This window comes from Tenacibaculum xiamenense (genome assembly GCF_964513065.1).
Classification (GTDB): domain Bacteria; phylum Bacteroidota; class Bacteroidia; order Flavobacteriales; family Flavobacteriaceae; genus Polaribacter; species Polaribacter xiamenense.
In genome coordinates, this window is sequence record NZ_CAZEQU010000002.1 from 84,211 (window position 1) to 106,200 (window position 21,990).

Consider the following 21,990-nt stretch of genomic DNA (forward strand, 5'->3'; position numbering starts at 1 on the left):
ATGAAAATTAGTTATTCTGAATTTCATCTAGGCTATTAAACCACAGGAATGTATATCTCGGTAATTAAATCCTCTTCAGGAGTAATATCATCGTCGTTTATATAAAACTCTAATACGGGTTTATCCTCGAATTCTAATTGCACGTCAAACATCCAACGAGCGTAAATTTTGTTGTATGTTTCGAAACAAGTTTCATGACTTCCTTTATGAATAAATTTAGCATATTTCTGAGAAGAAAGCCCCTTTATATCAAACAATCCTTTTGGTGAGAAATCACTGTTTTCTGGTAAAATGATTCCCGCATTGTATCTACAATAGATAGACTCCGTGATTTCATCGTCATCTAAAATTTCTCCTAAAACAACGGTATCATCAATTAACAATTTATTGTTATAAGCATATTTTATCAGTTGTTTCCATGTTTTTTCAATGCCTTTAATGTCCTCATAAGATCCTTGGTACTGAAGAAAGAGTATTCTTAAAAAAGGTAATGTTTCAATTTCGAATTGTAATTCTTCTATTTCTTTTTGTGTCTCAACTTTTATGAGGTCATTAGTGATTTTTTGTTGTAAGTCGAATGAACTTCTAAATCGTGAAGGAGTACATCGAAAATGCTTTTTAAACGCTTTACTAAAAGCAGCAATGTCTCCATAGCCAATTTCGAGCGCAATATCGGATATTTCTGTATCAGAAAATTTTAAGTATTCTGCAGCTTTTTCAAGTTTCCTTCTTTTAATAAACTGACCAATAGTTTCATGTTGTAGGGCTAAAAAGATTCTGTTAATGTTTCGATAGGAATAGAAAGAAACAGCTTCTATATCTTCTGTTTCAATACTTGATTTAAATTTCTCTTCAAGAAACTTTAGTAATCTCTGATATCTTTCTAATTGAGTTGAGTTTTTCACAATAACAAATTTAATTCACAAAGTGAGGTTTCGAAACAAAATTAATACGCTTTACAGGTTCAAAGTTTGTTCGTTTCAGACAAAAAAATCAAAAACAAAATTGTCCTAAATGAACAAATGTAGAGCTAAAAACGAATATAGCTTTGCCCTTGAGAAAATATACAAACTATAAAATTATGTTTCGAACTACATTACTAACATTACTACTAATTACTTGTGGATTTACATTTGCACAAGAAAGCGTTAAAGACCAATTATTTGGAAAATGGAAAATAAATGAATACGAAATTCAAGGAGAGTTTCATCAGCCAACAAGCGAAGATAATGGAGATTATCTATTCTTAAAAAAAGATATGTCTTTTGAGTCTAAATCTGAAGGAGAGGTCGACTTTGGGACATGGAAGTTTTTGGAAAAGAAAAAAGCAATCATACTTACTGATGCCAATAAGAACTCTCTTCAAGTGGCTATTGTTAAAATGGAAAAAAATTCTTTAGCACTTTGGTATGACATAAAAGATTTGAAAGAAATAATATTTCACTACAGAAAATAAAAAATGCGCTATATATTATTTATATTTTTAGTAGGAATTCTCCCGCTGAACGCTCAAACAGAGAATATTCCAGGTTTAAATAAAAAAACAATTCATATCGTTTCAGTTCAAAAGATTTTCAGTAAGAATTATGAAGGCTATAAATTCAAATATTCTGAATTTATTGATTCTTCAGACGATTTTATAATCCCTGCTGGATTTTCCTATAGCGGTTACAGCTTAAAAGAAGGAACACTCAAAAAAAGAGGCTTTAAATCGTCAAGTAGATTTGTGCTTGGAGCTGGTGTTGACGGATATATAAAATTGCATGAAGGAATATATGCCGGTATTGGACTTAACGTTCCTTTTGGATATGAAAAAACAAGAAATCTTCAAGATAATACTCAAAGTAAATTTTTAATTGGTTTTGAATCAAATCAAGGACTGCGTTTTATACCATGGAAAGAATTAGGTCTTGTTTTTGGAGTTAGTTTTAACCAGCATTTTATTAACTCAGATGTATTATCAAAAGAATTTGGTTATGAATTAGAACTAGGAATCAATTTTTAATCACTAAAACCAATCACAATTTTAATTCCTTTAGCATTTAATTTTGAGGAAAAACACTTGTTTACTGGTTATAAAGCGTTAAAAACCCAGTAAATTAAAATCAAATTTGTACTTTCGACCCCGAAAACAAAATACGTAAAAATGGATAATTTTTTATTTGCGGGGTTAGCATTTTTAGTTGCCATAGTATATTTTTATAATAAATACAGAAGTAACAAAAAGTTTAGAAGAAAGTGAGCAATATTAGAATAACAAAGCAATTTAGCTTTGAAACGGGTCATGCACTTTATGGTTATGATGGAAAGTGTAAAAATGTTCATGGACATAGTTATAAACTTTCAGTAACGGTTATTGGACAGCCCATTAGTGATTCTTCAAACGTAAAGTTTGGAATGGTGATTGATTTTGGTGATTTGAAGAAGATTGTTAAAGAGGAGATAGTTGATGTATTTGATCATGCAACAGTGTTTAATAAAAACACACCGCATGTTGAATTAGCGAAAGAACTTAGTGATAGAGGACATCATGTTATTCTAGTAGATTATCAGCCAACAAGTGAAATGATGATTATCGATTTTGCTAAAAAGATAATGAAACATCTTCCTGATAATATCAAGTTACATTCATTAAAACTTCAGGAAACAGAAACAAGTTTCGCGGAGTGGTATGCAGAAGATAATTAATTGACTAATTCATGTAATACTATTTGAGTTTTTATTACTAATTAAATAAAAGCCACAGTATGTTAGTCAAATTTTTATGCCGATTTTATGAATGTGAAGTAAGAACCTTCAAAAGAATTTTAGGAATAAAATAGAAAAAGAGCGAGAATTTTCTCGCTCTTTATATTTTATAATGACCAATAAATATTTACTTACCATTAAACTCATTCATGGTGTTCGCTAATCCAGCGTTAATAAAGGAAGTAACGGCATTTACACTGAAAGGAATACGCTCAATCATGGCACTTTCTTCTTCATCACTCCACTTACCTAAAACAAAATCAACTTGTTTTCCTTTACTATATTGAGATCCTACTCCAAAACGAAAACGAGGGTAAGCACCAGTATTAAACTTATCTTGAATATCTTTCAATCCATTATGACCTCCAGAGCTTCCTTTTCCTTTAATACGTACTTTACCAAAATCAATGTTTAAATCGTCTGTAATAATCAACAAGTTCTCAACCTGAATGTTTTCCTTTTTCATCCAGTAGACAACCGCTTTACCGCTTAAATTCATGTAGGTGTTCGGTTTTAAAACAGTAACTGCTTTTCCTTTAACTTTAACCGTAGCAATATCACCTAATTTTTCTGTTTCAAAACTTCCTCCATGCTCTTTTACAAAAGCATCAACAATTTTAAAACCAATGTTATGACGAGTATTGTCATATTTTTCACCAATATTACCAAGACCTACAATTAAAAATTTTTTCATTTGAGTTTCTTTATCGAGTATTTCTGAACGGTTAAATAAACGTTTAAGGTATTTGAAAATAGTCATGAGTTAAAATTAAAAAAGCGCTACACAAGTGTAACGCTTTTTTCTTACGATAAGTAAGTTGTTATTTTTCAGCTTCAGCAGCTGCTTTTGCCGCGTTACGAGACATACGTACTTGTGCAACCACAGTGTTATCTGGGTGTAAAATAGTATAGTTTTCGTTCGCTAATTCAGTAACATATAATTTGTTACCAATTTCTAATTCAGTGATATCAGCTTCGATGAAATCAGGTAAGTTAGCTGGTAAAGCTTTAACTTTTAATTTACGTACGTTGTGACGTAAAGCACCCCCGATCATAACCCCTTTAGAATTTCCTACTAATTTCACAGGAATTTCCATAGCGATTGGTCTATCTTCAAATAATTGATAAAAATCAATGTGTAAAATTTTATCAGTTACTGGGTGAAACTGAATGTCTTGTAAAACAGCCGTATATGATTGTCCGTCAAGTTCAATCGTTGCAGTATAAACGTTTGGAGTATACACTAACGGTTTGAACGCTTTTTCGTCAGCTGAAAAGTGCACAGGTTTGTCTCCTCCGTATAATACGCAAGGAACCTTTCCAGCATTACGTAAGGCTTTAGTAGCTACTTTACCTACGCTTTCTCTTTGAGATCCATTGATTGTAATTGATTGCATTACTTTCTTATTTATATTAAATTACATTAAAAATTCATCGCTAATTGATGTATTATCTTGCACTTTGTGCATTACATCTGCGAATAAAGTGGCGCAAGATACTACTTTTATTTTAGATATCTGCTTTTTTAAAGGAATTGTATCTGAAACGATTAACTCCGTTAATTTCGATCTTTCAATTTTTTCATAAGCATCACCTGAAAGAATTGGATGCGTAATAATTGCACGCACACTTAAAGCTCCTCTTTCTATCATTAAGTCAGCTGCCTTTGTAAGTGTTCCTCCAGTATCAATCATGTCATCAACAAGAATAACGTTTTTACCAGCAACATCACCAATAAGCTCCATATGACCAATAACGTTTGCTTTTTTACGTTGTTTGTAACAGATTACTACGTCACTCTCTAAATACTTAGAATACGCATAAGCTCTTTTTGAACCTCCCATATCTGGAGAAGCTACTGTTAAGTTATCTAACTTTAAGCTTTCAACATATGGTAAGAAAATTGAAGAAGCGAATAAATGATCTACTGGCTTTTCAAAGAAACCTTGAATTTGATCAGCATGTAAATCCATGGTCATAATTCTAGTAGCTCCTGCTTCCTCTAATAATTTAGCAATTAATTTTGCTCCAATGGCAACTCTTGGTTTGTCTTTTCTATCTTGTCTTGCCCAACCAAAATAAGGCATAACAGCAGTAATATGTCTTGCCGATGCACGCTTAGCAGCATCTAACATTAATAACATTTCCATTAAATTGTCAGCATTTGGAAAAGTAGAACCAATAATAAAAATTCTTCTTCCTCTTACTGATTCTTCAAAAGCTGGCTGAAATTCTCCATCGCTAAAGCGCAATATGTGAACATTTCCTAGTTCGGTTCCAAATTTCTTTGCAATTTCTTCTGCTAATTCTGTACTCTGAGAACAAGCAAAAATTTTCGGACTTAATTGATTTGCAAGCATTTATCGAAAGTGTGTTTTTTGTTTGTGTTGTTATATGGGGGCAAAAATAAAACTATTTTGAGAGATTGAAAGTATTTTGATGAATTAACTAAAATATTTTAATAAATTTGCACCCACAATAAGCCAAAGTGGTGGAATTGGTAGACACGTTGGATTCAAAATCCAATGTTCGCAAGGACGTGTGGGTTCGAGTCCCACCTTTGGTACTACGGAAGACCCCGAAATCAATTGATTTCGGGGTTTTGACTTTAAATAAAGTACCGTCTTGAAATGGCGTTACAATAGCTTTAGTCACCCTCGTTTTTTAGTTGTTTGATAAAATAAGAAGGATATAAACCAGTTTTTTTATTAAATGCATTTGAAAATGATTGAGAATTGTTAAAACCTGATTCTTCAGCGATGGCTTTTATTGTATAAGATCTGAATACTTTATCTTTAGTTAACCTATTGATGGAGTGATCTATTTTTAAATTATTTAAATAGTTGGCAAAATTAGTGTTCTTTTTTAAATTGATGACTTTTGATAAATAAGAACTATTGGTTTTTAGTTCTTTGGCCAATGAGTTTAATGTGTATTTTTTTGACAAAAACTTCTCTGATTTTTCAAATTTTTTAAGGTTTTCAAGTATCTGATTTAATAAATCTTCTGAAATGTCGATAGATTGTTTTGCTAATTGGTTTTCAGTGTTATCTGAATCTTGCTTTCGATTTTCATTGTTTTTGATTGATAGAATAATCTCTTTGTATTTTCTTTTATTGGAGAGGTTTTTTCTTTTGTAAATAGTAACTAGAGATAATAGTATAATCGTAAAAGTAGAAAGAAGATAAATATAACTTTTCGATGTTTTTTCTGCTTTTTCTAATCTTAGAATAATTTGGTTTTTTGAAGATAGCAGGTCATTTATTTCATAATCTTTTATGATAGTTTTATAAAGGTATTTGTTGTTTTCAAGCAAAATACTATCGAATTTTAACAAGCGATTGGTATAATAAAGCTGCTTTTTTAAATTATTTGCTTTCTTTTCATATTTAATTAGAGAAGGATATATTTCGATAAGTTCATATGTGATATTGTTAGTTTTTTCTAAAAAGGTATCAACTTTTTTAAAATAGTAATAAGCACTATCAGTTTTATTTAATTCCGAATATGATTTACCTAGATATAAATTACAAATAGCGTTTAAAGTTTTTTCGGAAAAGAAATTACTACTTTCTAACAAACTATTTATAGCAGGTTTATATTTTTTTAGAAAATATAAATTTATTCCAGATAGATATATATAATGAGCAAACATTAAAGAATCTTGAAGTTGTTCTGCCTTTTTTATCCCTCTCTTTATAATGATAGAAGCGGAATCTTGTTTCTTGTTGTATACATAGGAATCAGCTAAGGAGTATAATCCACGTACCAAATAATGATCCTTATTCTTAATTTCATTATTATCTAAATACACAATATAATCCCTAAATATTTCTAATGCTTCCTTCCGTTCACCTATTTTATTTTTTAATAACCCTATATTTTGTTTGGCTGCTAAAGCATATATCTTGTTATTGTTTTTAATACTAACATTGTAACCTTCCAAAAAATAGCTCAATGCTTTTTTATATTTTCCTGCCTGATAATAAAGATTACCTTTTTGGATGTATCCCAAGGCGGGGTAGTATTTGTTGTTTTTGAAATTCTTAGAAGTATTGATTATGCTATCGGTATATTGAAGTGCTATGTCATATTTGGATATATTACTTAGATGATAATATGCATTTACTATTTTTAAAGAATCTTTTAATTCATTCGCCTTTTTTAGATAAGCATTAGCATATATTTTATTATTGACAGAATCATAGGGGTTTCTATCTAAATACTCTTCCAGTCTATTAAAAGTTTTTCCAGATAACGAGTCTATTTGCTTCTCTTGAGAGGTTATTGCTAGAGAGGTAAGTAAGAATAAAATTAGTGATATACTTTTTTTTATTTTCATAATTCTTTGTGCGAATTTTATAATTGTAGAATTTGAAAAAGGAGTTAAATGCTTGGATAATTACCAAATGTAAAAAAATGCTTTTAGAGTAAAATGTCTCTAAAAAATGACAAATATTCTGTTGTTTCCCCATAGTCATGGACACATTCTAAGATGTAAAGATATTATTTTTTAAATTTTATTTAAGTTTCTGTTTATTAGTTTTTTAATATGGTTTTTGATAGGTTGAAATTTATAAATACAAAGAACATAGACTTTGAAAAGAGTTTTTTTGTGACTTGCTTTGTACTGTTATAATTTCTGAAGAAAGGAAAGAAAAAAATAGAGAATTTAAAAGCATGAATTTATGGAGAACCCAGTTTTACTAGAAAATAGACTAATGTTTAAATAATTAATTTGCTAAAAAGGAAAATTTGCCGAATCTACATGGGAAGGTTGTTATGAAAAAGATTAAAAAGGAAGCATATACTTTTAAGAGTATTTGGGGTAAATAACGCTAGAAAGTACTGCATACCATGACTTTTATTTTTATTAAAAATGTTAGATGTTATTTTCTTGATATGATTAAAAAAGCCAGAAGTAGTTATAAATTCTCTATTTCTCAAAATTTACGTCCAACATAAAGACTATTTTTCTGGCTTTTTTTATTAAATTCATTTTACTAGTTGATCTAACTGTTTGTTTCAGAGTTTTTTATTGTTTTTACGTATTTTAATATAGTTTATATCTATAGTTTTAGGTTAAATTATAGTTGATTTATATATAGTTTTGAACTAAATCAATTAATAGTTTAAAAATGAATAAAATAGTATTAAGCGCATTCGTTGCTATTCTATTCTTCTCATGTAATGGTAAACAAAACCAAGGTGAGAAAGAAGAAGGAGGAGGATGCCCTTTTGGATTTGACAAAGGGCATAAAAAAGAACAAATTTCTGAAAAGAAATTAAACAAAGATTGGTGGCCTAATAAATTGAATTTGGATGTGTTAGCACAAAATTCAGCATTAAGCGACCCAATGGGAAATACGTTTAACTATGCTGATGAATTTAGTAAGTTAGATTACAAAGCTTTAAAAGCAGATTTAACAAAACTAATGACGGATTCGAAAGATTGGTGGCCAGCAGATTATGGGCATTATGGACCGTTGTTTATTAGAATGGCGTGGCACAGTGCTGGTACCTACAGAACAGGTGATGGAAGAGGAGGAACGAGAATGGGGTTACAGCGATTTGCACCACAAAACAGCTGGCCTGATAATGGAAACTTAGACAAAGCTAGAAGGTTATTATGGCCTATTAAACAGAAGTATGGTAAGAAAATTTCTTGGGCGGATTTAATGATTTTGGCTGGTAATGTGGCTATTGAATCGATGGGATTGAAAACAATTGGTTTTGCAGGAGGTAGAGAAGATGTTTGGGTTCCACAAGAAGATGTGTATTGGGGGTCTGAATCGGGATGGTTAGAAAGTAGAAGATTAAACGAAAAAGGAGAACTAGATTTAGAGATCGAAAATCCGTTGGCGGCAGTTCAAATGGGATTGATTTATGTGAATCCAGAAGGACCAAATGGAAATCCTGACCCATTAGCTTCTGCTAAGAATATTAGAATTTCTTTTGGTAGAATGGGAATGAACGATGAAGAAACAGTGGCGCTAATTGCTGGGGGGCATACATTTGGAAAAACACACGGAGCAGGACCAGCGGACAATGTTGGAGCTTCGCCTGAAGCTGCTGGTATCGAAGAACAAGGGTTAGGATGGAAGAGTACCTATAAATCAGGAAAAGGAAAGGATGCTATAACTTCTGGTTTAGAAGTTATTTGGACACCAACCCCAACTCGATGGAGTCATGCGTTTTTAAATACATTATTTACGAATGATTGGGAGTTAACAAAAAGCCCTGCTGGGGCTCATCAATGGGTGGCTAAAGATGTAGGTGAAGTTTTTCCAGATGCCTTTGATAAAAATAAAAGACATAGACCAACAATGTTAACTTCTGATTTAGCATTGAAATTTGATCCTGAGTATAAAAAGGTATGTCAAAAGTTTTTAGATGACCCATTGTCGTTTGACGCAGCTTTTGCTAAAGCATGGTTTAAATTAACGCATAGAGATATGGGACCTAAAACAACATATTTAGGACCAGAAATTCCACAGGAAGACTTTATTTGGCAAGACCCAATACCAGTTGCCTCTGAAAAAGCAATTTCTAAAGAAAATATTACTTCATTAAAAAAGGCAATTTTAAATTCAGGAATTCCGGCAAATCAATTAATAGAAACAGCTTGGGCTTCAGCTTCGTCGTATCGTGGATCGGATAGAAGAGGAGGTGCTAATGGGGCACGTATTCGATTAGAGCCACAAGTAAATTGGGAGAGTAATAACCCCGAGCAATTAAAGAAGGTAATAGCTGCATACGAGAAAATTCAATCGAATTTTAACAAAGCTAACAGTACCAAAGTTTCTATTGCTGATTTAATTGTATTGGGTGGTTCTGCAGCTGTGGAAGAGGCTGCTAAAAAAGCTGGGTATGCAGTTGAGGTTCCATTTACTCAAGGAAGAATGGATGCCTCTCAGGAGCAAACAGATACTAGTTCTTTTGCTGTATTGGAGCCAATGGCAGATGGATTTAGAAATTATCAGAAGAAAAAATACACACTAAAAACTGAAGAATTATTAGTTGATAAGGCACAGTTACTTACATTAACCGTTCCTGAAATGACTGTTTTAGTAGGAGGAATGCGTGCATTAGATGCCAATTTTAATAATTCTAAAAACGGAGTACTTACCAATAACCCTGGGGTTTTGACAAATGATTTTTTTGTGAACCTTTTGGATATGGGTACATCTTGGGAACCAATTTCTGAAGATAAACTAGAATTTGAGGGCAAAGAAAGAGGAACTGAAAATGTGAAATGGAAAGCAACAAGAGCAGATTTAATCTTTGGTTCTAATTCTGAGCTTAGAGCAATAGCCGAGGTATATGCAAGTAGCGATGCAAAAGAGAAGTTCGTAAAGGATTTTGTAAATGCTTGGGTAAAAGTAATGAACTTAGATCGATTCGATATTAAATCATAAATAATACGTCAGAGGGTATGGCTAATAAAAAAACCTCATGCAATTTTTTGCATGAGGTTTTTACTTTGAACTCAAAAAGTCTAAATGAGTTCTTCTTTATTAAGTACCCAAATTCAATGGAATTTATGGTGTTCAGGAAAGCTTAAGAGCTAAGATTTTAGAAGGCTTGGACTAATTCCAAACTTCTTTTTAAAAGCTGTTGAAAAATGTTGAGGGTTCTTATAGCCAATATTCTCAGAAATTTCTTTTATACTTAACTCTTCATTTAAAAGCATTTGTTTAGCTTCTTCCATTCTGGTATCATTGATATATCCGAATACAGTGGTACCAAAAACATTTTTGAATTCTTTTTTCAGGGTACATTCGTTGGTGTTAATTTCTCTTGCCAACTGTGCTAGACTCATAGGGTCGTTTATTCTTTTTGAAATAAGCTCTTTCGCATAATGCATTTTATCAATCAAAACTTTTGGAGTTTTAAATGAAGAAAAACGATGGTTCAGCGTTTTAATTTGATCTACTTGTAGTAATAACAACTCCAATACTTTGGACTCAAGAAATATTTGTCTGTATTTCCCCTTCCATTTGCAATTGATAATTTCATGAATAATAAAGCGCATATTAGAGGTTATAGGGTAGTTTTGATTATTTAAATAAGAGGTTTCTTTATTTTTTATGGCTTTTCTAAAGTTTTCAAAAAATGAATCTTCAGGTAAATACTTTTCAAAAAAAGAAGGGAGTAAGTTTATTTCAAACACATACATTTCGGAGCCCGACCATTCTATATTGCCTTTAATATCATTACAGTAGAAAATATTATGCGTATTGCTATTAGCAGCGTATTCCTTTTTTATGGCATTCACAGAGGTTGTAAAACTACCTTGTAATGTAAAGTGCATTTCAACAGTTTCGTCAGTAAACTCAAAAAATAAGTTTGTTTTTTCTACAAGGTTACTATTGGTTATATTAATTCTAAAATTATCTAAAATAATTTCTTTAAACCAACCATTGGCAACCTTAAAGTCATATGACATTTCAAGTTCTTGTGTACCCACACTATCAATAGAATGGGTGTATTGCCCTGATTCGAAAACTATTTCTTGAATATCATCTGAATAAAGTTTAAACCCCATAATTTATTTCTTTTGGCGTACGGAAATTTACGTTTCGCGTACTAACGGATGAGTATAATACTTCTACATTTGTCTTTCAAAAATAGTTATTTAAAATTAATCTAAATAAGATTGTTGTCATTTTAAAATGTTAAAATTTAATACAATACCTGCTTTTACTCTGGTCGTTTGAGAGGCAAAAGGAATTGATTTATAAAACATTTTAGAAGACCAACTTAATATCGATTGTCAAAATGGATTTAAAACTAAAACAAAAGGAGTTCATATTAAATGGTAACATAAAGCAAGTAATGTGGAAGCTTTCACTACCTGCTATTATAGCTATGGTTATGTTTGGTTTAAATGCATTTATGGATACTGTCTATATCGGTCAATTAATGAGTGAAGAAGCATTATCTGGTGTTGCACTAGCCTATCCACTTACATCAATTACTTTTGGATTGGGGAGTTGGGCAGGAACTGGTGCCGGCAATTTATTAAGTATCGCTATAGGAAAAAAGGATACAAACAAACAACAATTAATTTTATCTAATGCTACGTTTTTAATGCTTGTTTCCACCCTAATATTTACAATACCTACTTTTATTTATTCTGATGAATTAATAAAATTAATGGGTGGATCAGGCATTATAACGACCTACGGGAGTGACTATTTAAAAACAACCTTATTAGCGGCACCTTTTTGGGTTTATGGCCTTGGACTTAATTTTATAGTAAGAGCCGAAGGACGAATGAAAACGGCTGCCATTATGATGATTTATGGCTTGGTCATTAATTTAATTCTAACACCAATACTAATCAAATATGCCGATTTAGGTGTTGAGGGAGCCGCATGGGCAACCAATATTGGAATGGTTATTTACTGCTTAGTAGGGTACTTATATTTTAAAATGGGAAAAGCTTCATTTAAGGTAAATATTAATGCAATAGGATTTCAAAAAGAAATATTTAGCGATATTTTGAAATCAGGATTCCCTGGGTTTATTATGGCTTTAATGAGTCTAATTCAGTCAATAGTTGTACTGAATGCTATTGCTAATTATGGTACTTCGAGTGATCTTGCTTTTTTTGCTTCAGCGAACAGAATTTTAATGTTTTTAATGACGCCGCTATTCGGTTTAATGAGAGCTTTGCAACCTGTTGTAGGTATTAATTATGGAGCTAGGAATTACGAACGAATAAAGAATAGCTTTAAATTATTTACAAAAACAGGACTTTTATTTGTGCTTCCTTTTTGGATATTACTAACATTATTTCCAGAGCAAAGCCTTCGTTTAATGTTACCTGATGCAACTTTTTCATCACTCAATATTTTACATTTTAGAGTGTATGTAGTGGTACTACCGTTTTTGCCTTTAGTATTTATGGCTTTAACTTATTTTCCAGCTATTGAAAACCCTAAACCTGCAAGTATAATAGCCTTGGCAAGACAACTATTTTTTTACATTCCATTAATGATTTTACTTCCTAAATGGTGGGGCATTGGAGGAGTGTACTATGGTTCTACCTTAATAGATGTTGTAATAACCATTTGGATTTTGATACTTATAGTAAAATCATTTAAAAAACTTAACCAGACTTGATTGATTAAAATTGCTAAAAAAAGGGATTAACTTAAATTGAGGTGACTTAGAACTATGGAGAATACGCAGGCCATTTCTGATATAATTTAGCTTAGAAATATTTTGAAGGGTATGGCCAATAGGAAGCGAGATAAATTTATCTCGCTTCATTTTTTTTGTTGTCAGAAAGAATTGTATTTTTACTCTCAAGGAGCTACTTAAATAGGTTTTTAGTATATGAAGATATTAAAGGCAATTTTTTAAGTAAAATGGGGATGTAGCTCAGTTGGCTAGAGTGTTTGACTGGCAGTCAAAAGGTCGCGGGTTCGAGCCCCGCCTTCTCCACAAAAAAACCTGCAATTTTGCAGGTTTTTTTATTTTCATTCAATAAAGGTTAAAAGTGTATTTAACGAAGTTCGTACGTAGTTATTTCGTCACAGCTGCCTTGAGTAATATGGTCTATTGAAATATTGTTGTCTAAAAATTTAATTTCAACTTTCTCCGGTGTATTTATTGGAAACGCATCGTAAAAAAATATCTCATCTTTTTCTATAAAATCGGTTGACTCACCGTACGTGTAAATAAGTAAACCTAATCCTGTTTTATTATTTAATTTTAAAGGTATGGTTTTTTCGACTTCAAGTTCTTCTATGAAATGATCTGAAGGGTGAATTGATGTAGGGACTACTTGATAATTTTCGAATTTTATAGCATTTACCGAAAATCGATTGCTCAAACATTCTTCTGGTTTTGTTATATCTGCGAAGTATAAATCAGGGTTAATATTTTCTTTGAATTCAATAAAGCCATTTTTATCGGTATTCCCTTCAAAAAGATGGTTTTCCTTGTTTCGTAAATCTTTTATAGATTCATAAATGCGAACAGATGCATTCTCTAAAGGTTGTCCTTGGTGCGTAACTTTTATGGCTAATTTATAACTATCAATTATTTCTTCTTCGCTTGAGCACGATACAAACACAAAAGAAAAAATAAGGCAAATAAGTAGTAGTAGTTGTTTAGTTTTCATAATTTATAAGTTGGTTAAATAAAATTCTTAAAAGTTTTCCTTTTGAAACCAAGAAGCGTGCCATAATTGAAGAAAATACATTTAGAATTGAGTAGGTTTTAATGAGGAATTATGTAAGAGAGATTTTAATGTTTTGTTTATCATGTTTTTAAGTTGGTAGTGTAAACATTCAAAAAATATTAAAGGTAATTTTATTTTGGGTTGATGATGGGTTTCATCTATTTTCTATATTCGCAAGGAATACATCTTTTTATGATAAAAGCTACAAAAAAGGATAAAGAACTTATCGTAGATATTTTGACTTCGGCCTTTGAGCCAATTACTATTCCAAACTCAATTAATTTTGTGGTAAAGCAAGATGCAAAACGAAGAGAACGTCTTCAGGTTCTAATGGAATACTTATTCAACAACTCACTTCGTTTTGGAGAAGTTTTCTTATCTGATAATAGAAAGGCCTGCGCTTTAATTCAGTACCCACATACCAAAAAAATAACTTTACAAACAGTTCTTTGGGATTTTAAATTAGCATTGAAATGTATTGGTTTGATGAATGTGGTGAAAGTGTTGAAAAGAGAATTGGCTTTAAAGAAATATCATACCAAAGAACCTCATATTCATCCGATGATCTTAGGAACTTATTCAGATGAAAGAGGAAAGGGGCATGGATTTCGCTTAATCAAAAACCTTCAAGAGTATTATAAGGATAGTACTTTGCCTGTTATTATTGAAACAACTACTAAAGAGAATTTGGATTTATATCAATATTTCGGATTTGAGATTTTTAAAGAAACGTCAGAACTTCAATACCCATTATATTTTTTAAGGAAGAATTTAAATAAATAAAAAGCTATTGTTCAAAACAATAGCTTTTATGAGATCGGACAAGGGGAAATAGGGGAAATTTAATTCTTTGCTAACCTTTAGGGATTCCTTGTTATACAAGACAATATTAAAAGTAAATCTTTGCTTAAAGGCTCCATTTTATAAAGTAAGACGTATTTTTTATTATAAAAAGTCTGTTTTTATAAAGTAAGATAGTACACTTAGTAATTTACCTTATCTGCTGTATTAGCAATACTAGAATTTTACGTGTTCCAACTGTTCATTTTTTTTAAGGATAGATTATAAAGTAAAAAAAGCTATTGTCAATTGACAATAGCTTTTGCTGTGGGGAAACGTTAAGGAATTAATGTGTTTACATTTCGAAGATTTATATTTTTTTGAATAAAGTTAGGTGTAACTATTTCATTATAAGTGTTGTTTTATAAAATCTGACATCTTTTTTTAATTTAAATGTCTAACTTTATAAAGCTAGAAAGTAAACTCATATGGAGTTCTTAGTCATGAGACTATCTAAATGAGTTTTATTAAAGAATCAGTAAAGAGAGGGGGCTGTTATGAGTGTTTTTCCGAAAATTAGTTTTTTGTTAGGCGCATTTTTAACCTTGTTTATCTTTTTAACGAAGAATAACATAGGGAAAAATAAATGCGTTCGTTATTCTTTGGGCGCTGTTACCTTTATTTATTCATTACTTTCATTAGATACTTTTACCACTGCAAACAAACATCAACTGCCTTTATTTGTGTGGTTTTTATCGTATTTATTATTTCCTTTAATCGGTTTTTTGTTTTATAAGTTTTCATTGTGTTTATGTTTAAATCAGAAGTGCCCGAAAGAAGGAAGGTGGATTTTTGCTCTGGTGCTTTTTTCAATTATTAAAACGCTGTTCTTTTTCTATTCAGTTCCACAAATTGATAGAATCGCTGGGATAAATCATTCTAGGTTTTTAATCTATTTCGAAATAGAATTTATGTTATCCTGCTTATTTAATCTATACTTTTTTTATAAGTCATCGCTCTTATTTAGAAAAGATAATTTAGTTATTGATTTGAGTAATAAAAGCGAAATTCATTTTAATTGGATTCAAGTACTATTAAAAGCGAATATTCTTTTAATACTGGCAATATTGTTAGAGGTGGTATTGGCTTGGTTTAATTATGAATTAATTCCAAAGCTATTTAAAATTGAACCCATTTTTTATACGTTATTCTTTTTTGTACTGGTGTATTCATTAATGTATTTTCCAGTATTTGCTTTAACAGGAGATTATAGTGATTTGAATACAACAGAAAAGTATAAACATTCAAGTTTAAATAACTCATCTGAACTATTTCAAAAAATAGATGAATTGGTTGTTTCGGAAAAACTATATCTATCTCAAAAATTAAAACTAAATACCATTTCTGAAAGGTTAAATTGCCCCCTTCCATATGTTTCTCAGGCGATTAATGAGAATAAAAAAATGAGTTTTACAGACTATATTAACACCTATCGTATTGAAGAGGCTAAGAAGAAACTTTTGGTTGAGAAACCTGATACTATTTTTGCAATAGCCATTGATGTTGGGTTTAATAGTAAAGCCGCCTTTTATTATGCTTTTAAAAAATTGACTAGTTCAACGCCTACGCAATTTAGAAAAGAACATATAAGTTAAAATTAAAATACAATGATTCTCTATAAACGCCAATATTAGGGTTAAATGAAACTGCTATATGTTGGTATTTAAGATTGGTATAAGTGGAAATTGTATTAAGAAATATTTAAAGCCTGAAAACTTCTTGTTTTTAAATGCCATTTTGCTTTATGAAACTTTACTCGAAGTAAAATTTATCCCGAATGCGTAATTGGTTATATTTACTTATATTTAAAAAAGTTAAGTAAAAAACATAGAAGGTAATTTGGTCGATTTTCACTTCAATTAATAGGTAGTAATTATCGAATAATGTCCAAACATATGTTTTTGCTTCTTTATCGTTATCAAAAAATTTTATACTGAATTAGCTACTACAAAAACTATTATAAACTTTAAATAACAAAAAATGAAAAAATTAGTAGCTGAATTTATAGGAACCTTATGGTTGGTACTTGGAGGATGTGGAAGTGCTGTTTTAGCAGCAGCATATCCCGAACTTGGTATTGGATTTGTAGGTGTTGCAATAGCTTTTGGTTTAACTGTTGTTACGATGGCATATGCCATCGGGCATATTTCAGGTTGTCATCTGAACCCTGCTGTATCTATTGGACTTTGGGCTGGGGGGCGTTTTGATAAAAAAGAGCTTATTTCTTACATTGTCGCTCAAATATTAGGAGGTATCGCTGGAGCTGGTATCCTGTATATAATTGCAACTGGAAAAGCAGGATTTGAAATAGGCGGATTTGCTGCTAATGGCTATGGAGAACATTCGCCAGGTGGGTATAGCTTACTTGCTGCGTTGGTCACAGAAATAGTAATGACCTTCATGTTTTTGATAATAATTTTAGGAGCTACTCATTCAAAAGCGCCTAAAGGATTTGCGGGTTTAGCGATTGGGTTAGGACTAACACTTATTCATTTAATAAGTATTCCTGTAACGAACACTTCTGTAAACCCAGCAAGAAGTATTAGTCAGGCTTTATTTGTACAAGGCTGGGCAACCGAACAACTTTGGCTTTTTGTTGTTGCACCAATTGTTGGAGCAATCTTAGCTGGATTTGTTTACAAGATGATTTCTCCAGAAAACGACTAAATATATTTTATATGAGTAGTGGTAAATAAATAGATCATCATTTTTGCTCAAATGGAGGTGGTTTAACAGAGTTTACCACTACTTATTTTTCACTTATGTAGATAAAATCACCTACTTTTTAATAATTAAAGACTGTTTTTTGGTATTTATCTTAATTACTGATGTATTCAATTACATCTAGAACATTTTGTTCTGTTAAATTGTTGAATTGATGATTAAAGTTTACATTTTTATATTCTTTATTTACGGATAGAGCTTTTTTGTTCTTTTTTTTGTGTAGCTCTTCTTCATTTAAAACATACCTAACAAAATAGATAGTATCAAGCTTATGACCAATTAAAGCTGGTCCCACCAATTTTTTATTGATTTTATGGCAGGTAGCGCAAATACCTCTAAAAATTTTCTTCCCTTCTTTACCATTTTTTGTTAGAGTGTTGACGTTTCCGCAAAAAGGTTTAATATCAGCTCCCTGGTTGTAAGATTCAGAAGGAATAAAAGAATAAAGAACCGTTAAAATAGTTACTAAAAAAGCCATACCATAGGAAAGCAACATTTTGTTTTTTAAATTCATAAACCAGCTTTAATTTCTTTAGAAGCAGCTTTGAATTCTTCGGGTGTGTTTATGTTTCTTATAAAGTTATCCTCGATTTCAATAACCTTAACATCTGAATTGATTAACATTTTTCTTGGACAAGAGTATCCTTGAGCTAGATATTGTAAGAGCTTTCCGTATGCTTTGGGCTCGTAAATAGTTATTAAAGGCTCAGGAAATTCTTTGCCTTTTCCTTTAATAGCAGTTGCTACTTTGCTTGGATCTCTATTTTCTAATAAAAGTTGAATAATCTTCTCATCCACAAAAGGAACATCAGTTGCTAAAACCAACCAAGCTGTGTTTGGATTTTTTTGAAAAGCCGAGCAAATTCCACCAAAAGGACCTAAGTTTAAAAAGGTATCTTGAATTTCGTTATCCTTATTAAGTTCATCTTGAGCAGATTCGAAAGGTTGTACTGAGAAGAAGGTTTCCAAAGAACAATCTTCTAATAACTCTTTAATATGTTCTTTTTGAGGTTTTCCAAAATAATTTAGAGCTGCTTTATCAGTTCCCATTCTTGTACTTTTCCCACCAATAAGAACCAAACCTTTTACTGTTGCAATTCGCTCTTCAATAAGGTTTTTAATATGATTTGTAATCTTATCAACATCATCAATTCCGTAACTCGTTATATTTTCAATTTGCGGGAATTTTTCAACCAAACAATCGAAATATTTAGAGTCTTCATTTAATTTAATAACAAAAGCAATATTCGTTATTTGATCTAAACGTTTTTTGATTGAAGCTTCTTTTTCATTGTCTAAAATAAGAACCTGTTTTGCTCCTTGATAATGATTTCCATTAATGAAAACAAAATCATGATTATAAAACTGCAGTCGTTGGTCATATTTGTTAATATAAGAACGAGTGCTTAATTGCAAATTTCCCTCATGATGAAAAGTATATTCAGACAGGGTGTTAACATCTATGTCCTTGGCATGAGAGGCATCGAAATAACCAATATTATAATTAGAAAGTTTTTTAGCTACCTGATAAACTAAGTTGGTAATAATGCTACATTTCGCACCTAAAATAGCAACTTCATTTGGTGCAAAATTATCGTTATACTTTCTTGTTAAATTAGCGTGTTTTTTATGCTTTTGCATTTCTATGTTGAAGAATTTAAATTGCTCGTTTATTCGTACTATTTTTTAATATCTGATTTACCACCAGTTTTTTCTATTAACTTAACTTCTTTAATTATCATGTCTTGGCTAATAGCTTTACACATATCATAAATAGTTAAACAAGTGGCTGAAGCTCCTGTTAAGGCTTCCATTTCAACTCCAGTTTTTCCTTCAATAGTTACTTTACAAGTTACCTCAATATGAAGGTCATCAACCACAGAAATATCAATATCAACTCCATTAATCAATAGAGGATGACACATTGGAATAATATCAGAAGTTTTCTTTACTCCTTGTATTCCAGCAATAATCGCTGTTTGAAAAACAGGTCCTTTTTTGGTGATGAGTTCATCATTAGTAAACTGACTAATGATTTCGGTTCCTAAAAACATGGTAGCTTTTGCTATTGCCGTTCTTTTAGTGATTTTCTTATCAGAAACATTCACCATTTTAGGATTATTTTTTTCGTTTATGTGTGTAAAATCGCTCACTTTGTAAATTTTGAATTTTCGGTGTTGAATTTTAAAGTTTTATTGTTGTTTCTTTAACAGGTTTTCTTGGGATGTTTTGACAATTGATGTTAACAATCGTATCAATTCATTTATATCTTTTAAAAGTGAAGAAACATTTATTTTGGTTAAATCACTTTCTTTCAATAATAATAACCAATACCTAGTTTCTCTAGCTTCTTTGGAAGAAATAGACATCTTTGCAATAAAATCTCTTTTACTCTGACCTGCCATTGCTTCTTCAATATTTGCCCCTATTGAAGTTCCACTTCTTAAAAGCTGTTTTGAAATAATGAATTCTTTTTCTTTCTGTAGTTTTGAAAACAAGGAAATTATGTTTAACGAAAACTTAAAGCTTTTGCTTTGAACAATACTCTTTTTCATCTCTCTAATTTTTAGTTCTTTTTCATGCATAAAGTTAAGTATTTGTGATAAATTTTAAGTTGTAAGTTTTGAATTTTAAGTTATTATTGGAATCTTCACAAACACTCAACACTCAACACTCAACACTCAACACTCAACACTCAACACTCAACACTGCGATAGCTATATATTGGAAAAACACTTCCTTTTTTATAAGTCAACTCATCTTGCTTAGGAAGCTCAATAAATCCATCAGCTTCAACTAAACTTGCTAAATCTCCTGAACCATTTCCTTTTACAGGTGTTGCAATTAGTTGTCCTTCTTCGGAAGATAATTTTACCTGTAAAAAATACGTTAGACTTGGTTTAAAGTCAACATCTTCGCTTAGTACTGCTGTTTTTACTGGTTGATATACCTGAACACTTTTGGTATACCATGGATTGAAATAAACCATACAGTTTACATAAGTGGATATTGGATTTCCAGGGAATGCGAATACAGCTGTGTTGTTTTTATCGGGGTTATCAACAACTCCCATCCAAAAAGGTTTTCCAGGACGCTGTGAAACTCTATGAAATAACTTTTGAACACCCAATTCCGATAATACTTCAGGTAGAAAATCGAATTTACCTTTACTTACAGCTCCACTAAAAATAAGTACATCGTAGGTGTTTATGTATTCAGCAATTTTAGCAGAGAGTATTTCTTTATTATCCGTTAAATGGGCTGTTTCTGAAGGAATATTTAAGTTTTGAAGAAGTGAAACCAAAGTATACACATTGCTCTTTCTAATTTGATGAGCTAAAGGAGTTTGATCTATTTCAACCAGTTCATCACCTGTAGAGATAATCATAACTTTTGGCTGTTTAGCAACTTTTACAGTGGTTTTACCAACAGTTGCTAACACACCTATTTCTGCAGGAGAAACAATCGTGTTTTTTTTAATTAAAATTGTTGCTTTAGGCTTGTCCGAACCTTGTGTATGTATGTTTTGTCCTTCTTTAATTTGATCAACGGTAACCGTTGCCATTAAAGTATCTATCGATACATCTTCATATCTAATAACAGTGTCCGCATTGTTTGGAAGCACAGCACCTGTCATAACTTCATAACAATGAGCAGCGTTGTCCAAAGTTTCTTGCGGTGCTCCAGCGGGTTGAACACCTTCTATTTTAAAATCGCGAACTCCATATTCAAAAAACCGATAGTTGATGGCAATTCCGTCCATGGCAACCCTGTTAAATGGAGGAAAATCTCTATCGGCTACAATATCTTCTTTTAAAACTCTTCCGATAGATTCTAATAGAGGAATTTCTTCAATTCCAAAATCTTGCGTATGATTTAATATGATTTGTTTAGCTTCTTCTGCTGTGATCATGAATAAATTTTAAGTTTTTAGTTTTGAATTTTAAAGTTTTACACTTGTTTTTTTACAAGGTTTTCTTGTGATGTTTTGACAATTGATGTTAACAATCGTATTAATTTGTTTATATCTTTTAAAAGTGAAGAAACATTTATTTGAGTTAAATCACTTCCCTTCAATAGTAATAACCAATATCTAGTTTCTCTAGCTTCTTTTGAAGAAATAGACATCTTGGCAATAAAATCTCTTTTACTCTGACCTGCCATTGCTTCTTCAATATTTGCTCCTATTGAAGTTCCACTTCTTAAAAGCTGTTTTGAAATAATGAATTCTTTTTCTTTCTGTAGTTTTGAAAACAAGGAAATTATGTTTAACGAAAACTGAAAGCTTTTGCTTTGAACAATACTCTTTTTCATCTCTTTAATTTTTTTACTAACCCTAAAAATAAAGCATTTATCACTATTTTCACTAATTGAGCTAGCGAAATTCAACACTCAACACTCAACACTCAACACTCAACACTCAACACTCAACACTCAACACTCAACACTCAACACTCAACACTCAACACTCAACACTCAAC

General features: G+C 31.2%; 21 protein-coding genes and 2 tRNA genes. 10 read left to right on the plus strand and 13 right to left on the minus strand.

The features are described from left to right. Positions 1 to 35: 35 nt before the first annotated feature. Positions 36 to 905 carry an AraC family transcriptional regulator gene (locus ACKTTV_RS00420; protein WP_408028825.1) on the minus strand — a complete coding sequence of 290 codons (870 nt, stop codon included), beginning with the start codon at positions 903 to 905 and terminating at the stop codon, positions 36 to 38. Positions 906 to 1,081: 176 nt separating this feature from the next. Here ACKTTV_RS00420 and ACKTTV_RS00425 point away from each other — a divergent pair, with 176 nt between their 5' ends. From ACKTTV_RS00425 to ACKTTV_RS00435, 3 genes are all read left to right on the plus strand, one after another. Next, on the plus strand, positions 1,082 to 1,456 hold the full coding sequence (locus ACKTTV_RS00425) for a hypothetical protein (RefSeq protein WP_408028826.1): 375 nt from the start codon (positions 1,082 to 1,084) through the stop codon (positions 1,454 to 1,456). A 3-nt stretch (positions 1,457 to 1,459) separates the two neighbouring features. Next, complete coding sequence (locus ACKTTV_RS00430; protein ID WP_408028827.1) at positions 1,460 to 2,005, plus strand: hypothetical protein; 546 nt, start codon at positions 1,460 to 1,462, stop codon at positions 2,003 to 2,005. Positions 2,006 to 2,238: 233 nt separating this feature from the next. Continuing rightward, positions 2,239 to 2,688, plus strand: a complete 450-nt coding sequence (locus ACKTTV_RS00435; protein ID WP_408028828.1) for a 6-pyruvoyl trahydropterin synthase family protein — start codon at positions 2,239 to 2,241, stop codon at positions 2,686 to 2,688. 187 nt (positions 2,689 to 2,875) lie between these two features. On the opposite strand, the gene pth is transcribed toward ACKTTV_RS00435, so the two are convergent. From pth to ACKTTV_RS00450, 3 genes are all read right to left on the minus strand, one after another. Beyond that, positions 2,876 to 3,442: an aminoacyl-tRNA hydrolase gene (gene pth, locus ACKTTV_RS00440; protein ID WP_408028829.1), complete on the minus strand. Its 567-nt coding sequence runs from the start codon at positions 3,440 to 3,442 to the stop codon at positions 2,876 to 2,878. Positions 3,443 to 3,569: 127 nt separating this feature from the next. Further along, positions 3,570 to 4,145 (minus strand): 50S ribosomal protein L25/general stress protein Ctc, encoded by a 576-nt coding sequence (locus ACKTTV_RS00445; RefSeq protein WP_408028830.1) that lies wholly within the window; start codon positions 4,143 to 4,145, stop codon positions 3,570 to 3,572. A 21-nt stretch (positions 4,146 to 4,166) separates the two neighbouring features. Next, positions 4,167 to 5,108 carry a ribose-phosphate pyrophosphokinase gene (locus tag ACKTTV_RS00450; protein WP_408028831.1) on the minus strand — a complete coding sequence of 314 codons (942 nt, stop codon included), beginning with the start codon at positions 5,106 to 5,108 and terminating at the stop codon, positions 4,167 to 4,169. 122 nt (positions 5,109 to 5,230) lie between these two features. On the opposite strand from ACKTTV_RS00450, the gene ACKTTV_RS00455 reads away from it, so the two are divergent. Next, a tRNA-Leu gene (locus ACKTTV_RS00455) sits at positions 5,231 to 5,314 on the plus strand. Between the two features lie 81 nt (positions 5,315 to 5,395). Here ACKTTV_RS00455 and ACKTTV_RS00460 read toward each other — a convergent pair. Further along, positions 5,396 to 7,090 (minus strand): helix-turn-helix domain-containing protein, encoded by a 1,695-nt coding sequence (locus ACKTTV_RS00460; RefSeq protein ID WP_408028832.1) that lies wholly within the window; start codon positions 7,088 to 7,090, stop codon positions 5,396 to 5,398. Between the two features lie 796 nt (positions 7,091 to 7,886). Here ACKTTV_RS00460 and katG point away from each other — a divergent pair. Beyond that, complete coding sequence (gene katG, locus ACKTTV_RS00465; RefSeq protein WP_408028833.1) at positions 7,887 to 10,166, plus strand: catalase/peroxidase HPI; 2,280 nt, start codon at positions 7,887 to 7,889, stop codon at positions 10,164 to 10,166. Between the two features lie 149 nt (positions 10,167 to 10,315). Here katG and ACKTTV_RS00470 read toward each other — a convergent pair whose 3' ends face one another. After that, positions 10,316 to 11,296, minus strand: a complete 981-nt coding sequence (locus tag ACKTTV_RS00470) for a helix-turn-helix domain-containing protein (protein ID WP_408028834.1) — start codon at positions 11,294 to 11,296, stop codon at positions 10,316 to 10,318. Positions 11,297 to 11,529: 233 nt separating this feature from the next. Between ACKTTV_RS00470 and ACKTTV_RS00475 the strand changes: the two genes are divergently transcribed. Both ACKTTV_RS00475 and ACKTTV_RS00480 read left to right on the plus strand, forming a co-directional pair. Then, positions 11,530 to 12,879 (plus strand): MATE family efflux transporter, encoded by a 1,350-nt coding sequence (locus ACKTTV_RS00475; protein WP_408028835.1) that lies wholly within the window; start codon positions 11,530 to 11,532, stop codon positions 12,877 to 12,879. A 250-nt stretch (positions 12,880 to 13,129) separates the two neighbouring features. Continuing rightward, a tRNA-Ala gene (locus ACKTTV_RS00480) sits at positions 13,130 to 13,203 on the plus strand. A 61-nt stretch (positions 13,204 to 13,264) separates the two neighbouring features. On the opposite strand, the gene ACKTTV_RS00485 is transcribed toward ACKTTV_RS00480, so the two are convergent. Then, positions 13,265 to 13,885 (minus strand): hypothetical protein, encoded by a 621-nt coding sequence (locus ACKTTV_RS00485; protein WP_408028836.1) that lies wholly within the window; start codon positions 13,883 to 13,885, stop codon positions 13,265 to 13,267. A 252-nt stretch (positions 13,886 to 14,137) separates the two neighbouring features. Between ACKTTV_RS00485 and ACKTTV_RS00490 the strand changes: the two genes are divergently transcribed. From ACKTTV_RS00490 to aqpZ, 3 genes are all read left to right on the plus strand, one after another. Then, complete coding sequence (locus ACKTTV_RS00490) at positions 14,138 to 14,728, plus strand: GNAT family N-acetyltransferase (protein ID WP_408028837.1); 591 nt, start codon at positions 14,138 to 14,140, stop codon at positions 14,726 to 14,728. 1,046 nt (positions 14,729 to 15,774) lie between these two features. Next, entirely contained in the window at positions 15,775 to 16,380 is a 606-nt protein-coding gene (locus tag ACKTTV_RS00495) for a helix-turn-helix domain-containing protein (protein ID WP_408028838.1), read from the plus strand. A 385-nt stretch (positions 16,381 to 16,765) separates the two neighbouring features. Further along, positions 16,766 to 17,452, plus strand: coding sequence for an aquaporin Z (gene aqpZ / locus ACKTTV_RS00500; RefSeq protein WP_408028839.1), 687 nt, complete (start codon positions 16,766 to 16,768; stop codon positions 17,450 to 17,452). Between the two features lie 151 nt (positions 17,453 to 17,603). Here the strand turns inward: aqpZ and ACKTTV_RS00505 are convergent, their stop codons facing one another. The 6 genes from ACKTTV_RS00505 to ACKTTV_RS00530 form a co-directional block, all read right to left on the minus strand. Further along, positions 17,604 to 18,023, minus strand: a complete 420-nt coding sequence (locus ACKTTV_RS00505) for a c-type cytochrome (RefSeq protein WP_408028840.1) — start codon at positions 18,021 to 18,023, stop codon at positions 17,604 to 17,606. After that, the gene (locus ACKTTV_RS00510; protein WP_408028841.1) at positions 18,020 to 19,150 is read right to left on the minus strand and encodes an NTP transferase domain-containing protein; all 1,131 of its coding nucleotides are present in this window, start codon (positions 19,148 to 19,150) and stop codon (positions 18,020 to 18,022) included. The genes ACKTTV_RS00505 and ACKTTV_RS00510 overlap by 4 nt, the downstream gene beginning before the upstream one ends. Before the next feature lie 38 nt (positions 19,151 to 19,188). Continuing rightward, a complete protein-coding gene (gene moaC / locus ACKTTV_RS00515; RefSeq protein ID WP_408028842.1) occupies positions 19,189 to 19,662 on the minus strand; it encodes a cyclic pyranopterin monophosphate synthase MoaC in 474 nt (157 codons plus the stop codon). A gap of 39 nt (positions 19,663 to 19,701) precedes the next feature. Next, the gene (locus ACKTTV_RS00520) at positions 19,702 to 20,064 is read right to left on the minus strand and encodes a four helix bundle protein (protein ID WP_408028843.1); all 363 of its coding nucleotides are present in this window, start codon (positions 20,062 to 20,064) and stop codon (positions 19,702 to 19,704) included. Between the two features lie 140 nt (positions 20,065 to 20,204). Then, positions 20,205 to 21,422, minus strand: coding sequence for a molybdopterin molybdotransferase MoeA (locus ACKTTV_RS00525; RefSeq protein ID WP_408028844.1), 1,218 nt, complete (start codon positions 21,420 to 21,422; stop codon positions 20,205 to 20,207). Positions 21,423 to 21,460: 38 nt separating this feature from the next. Beyond that, a complete protein-coding gene (locus tag ACKTTV_RS00530; protein ID WP_408028845.1) occupies positions 21,461 to 21,823 on the minus strand; it encodes a four helix bundle protein in 363 nt (120 codons plus the stop codon). Between the last annotated feature and the right edge of the window lie 167 nt (positions 21,824 to 21,990).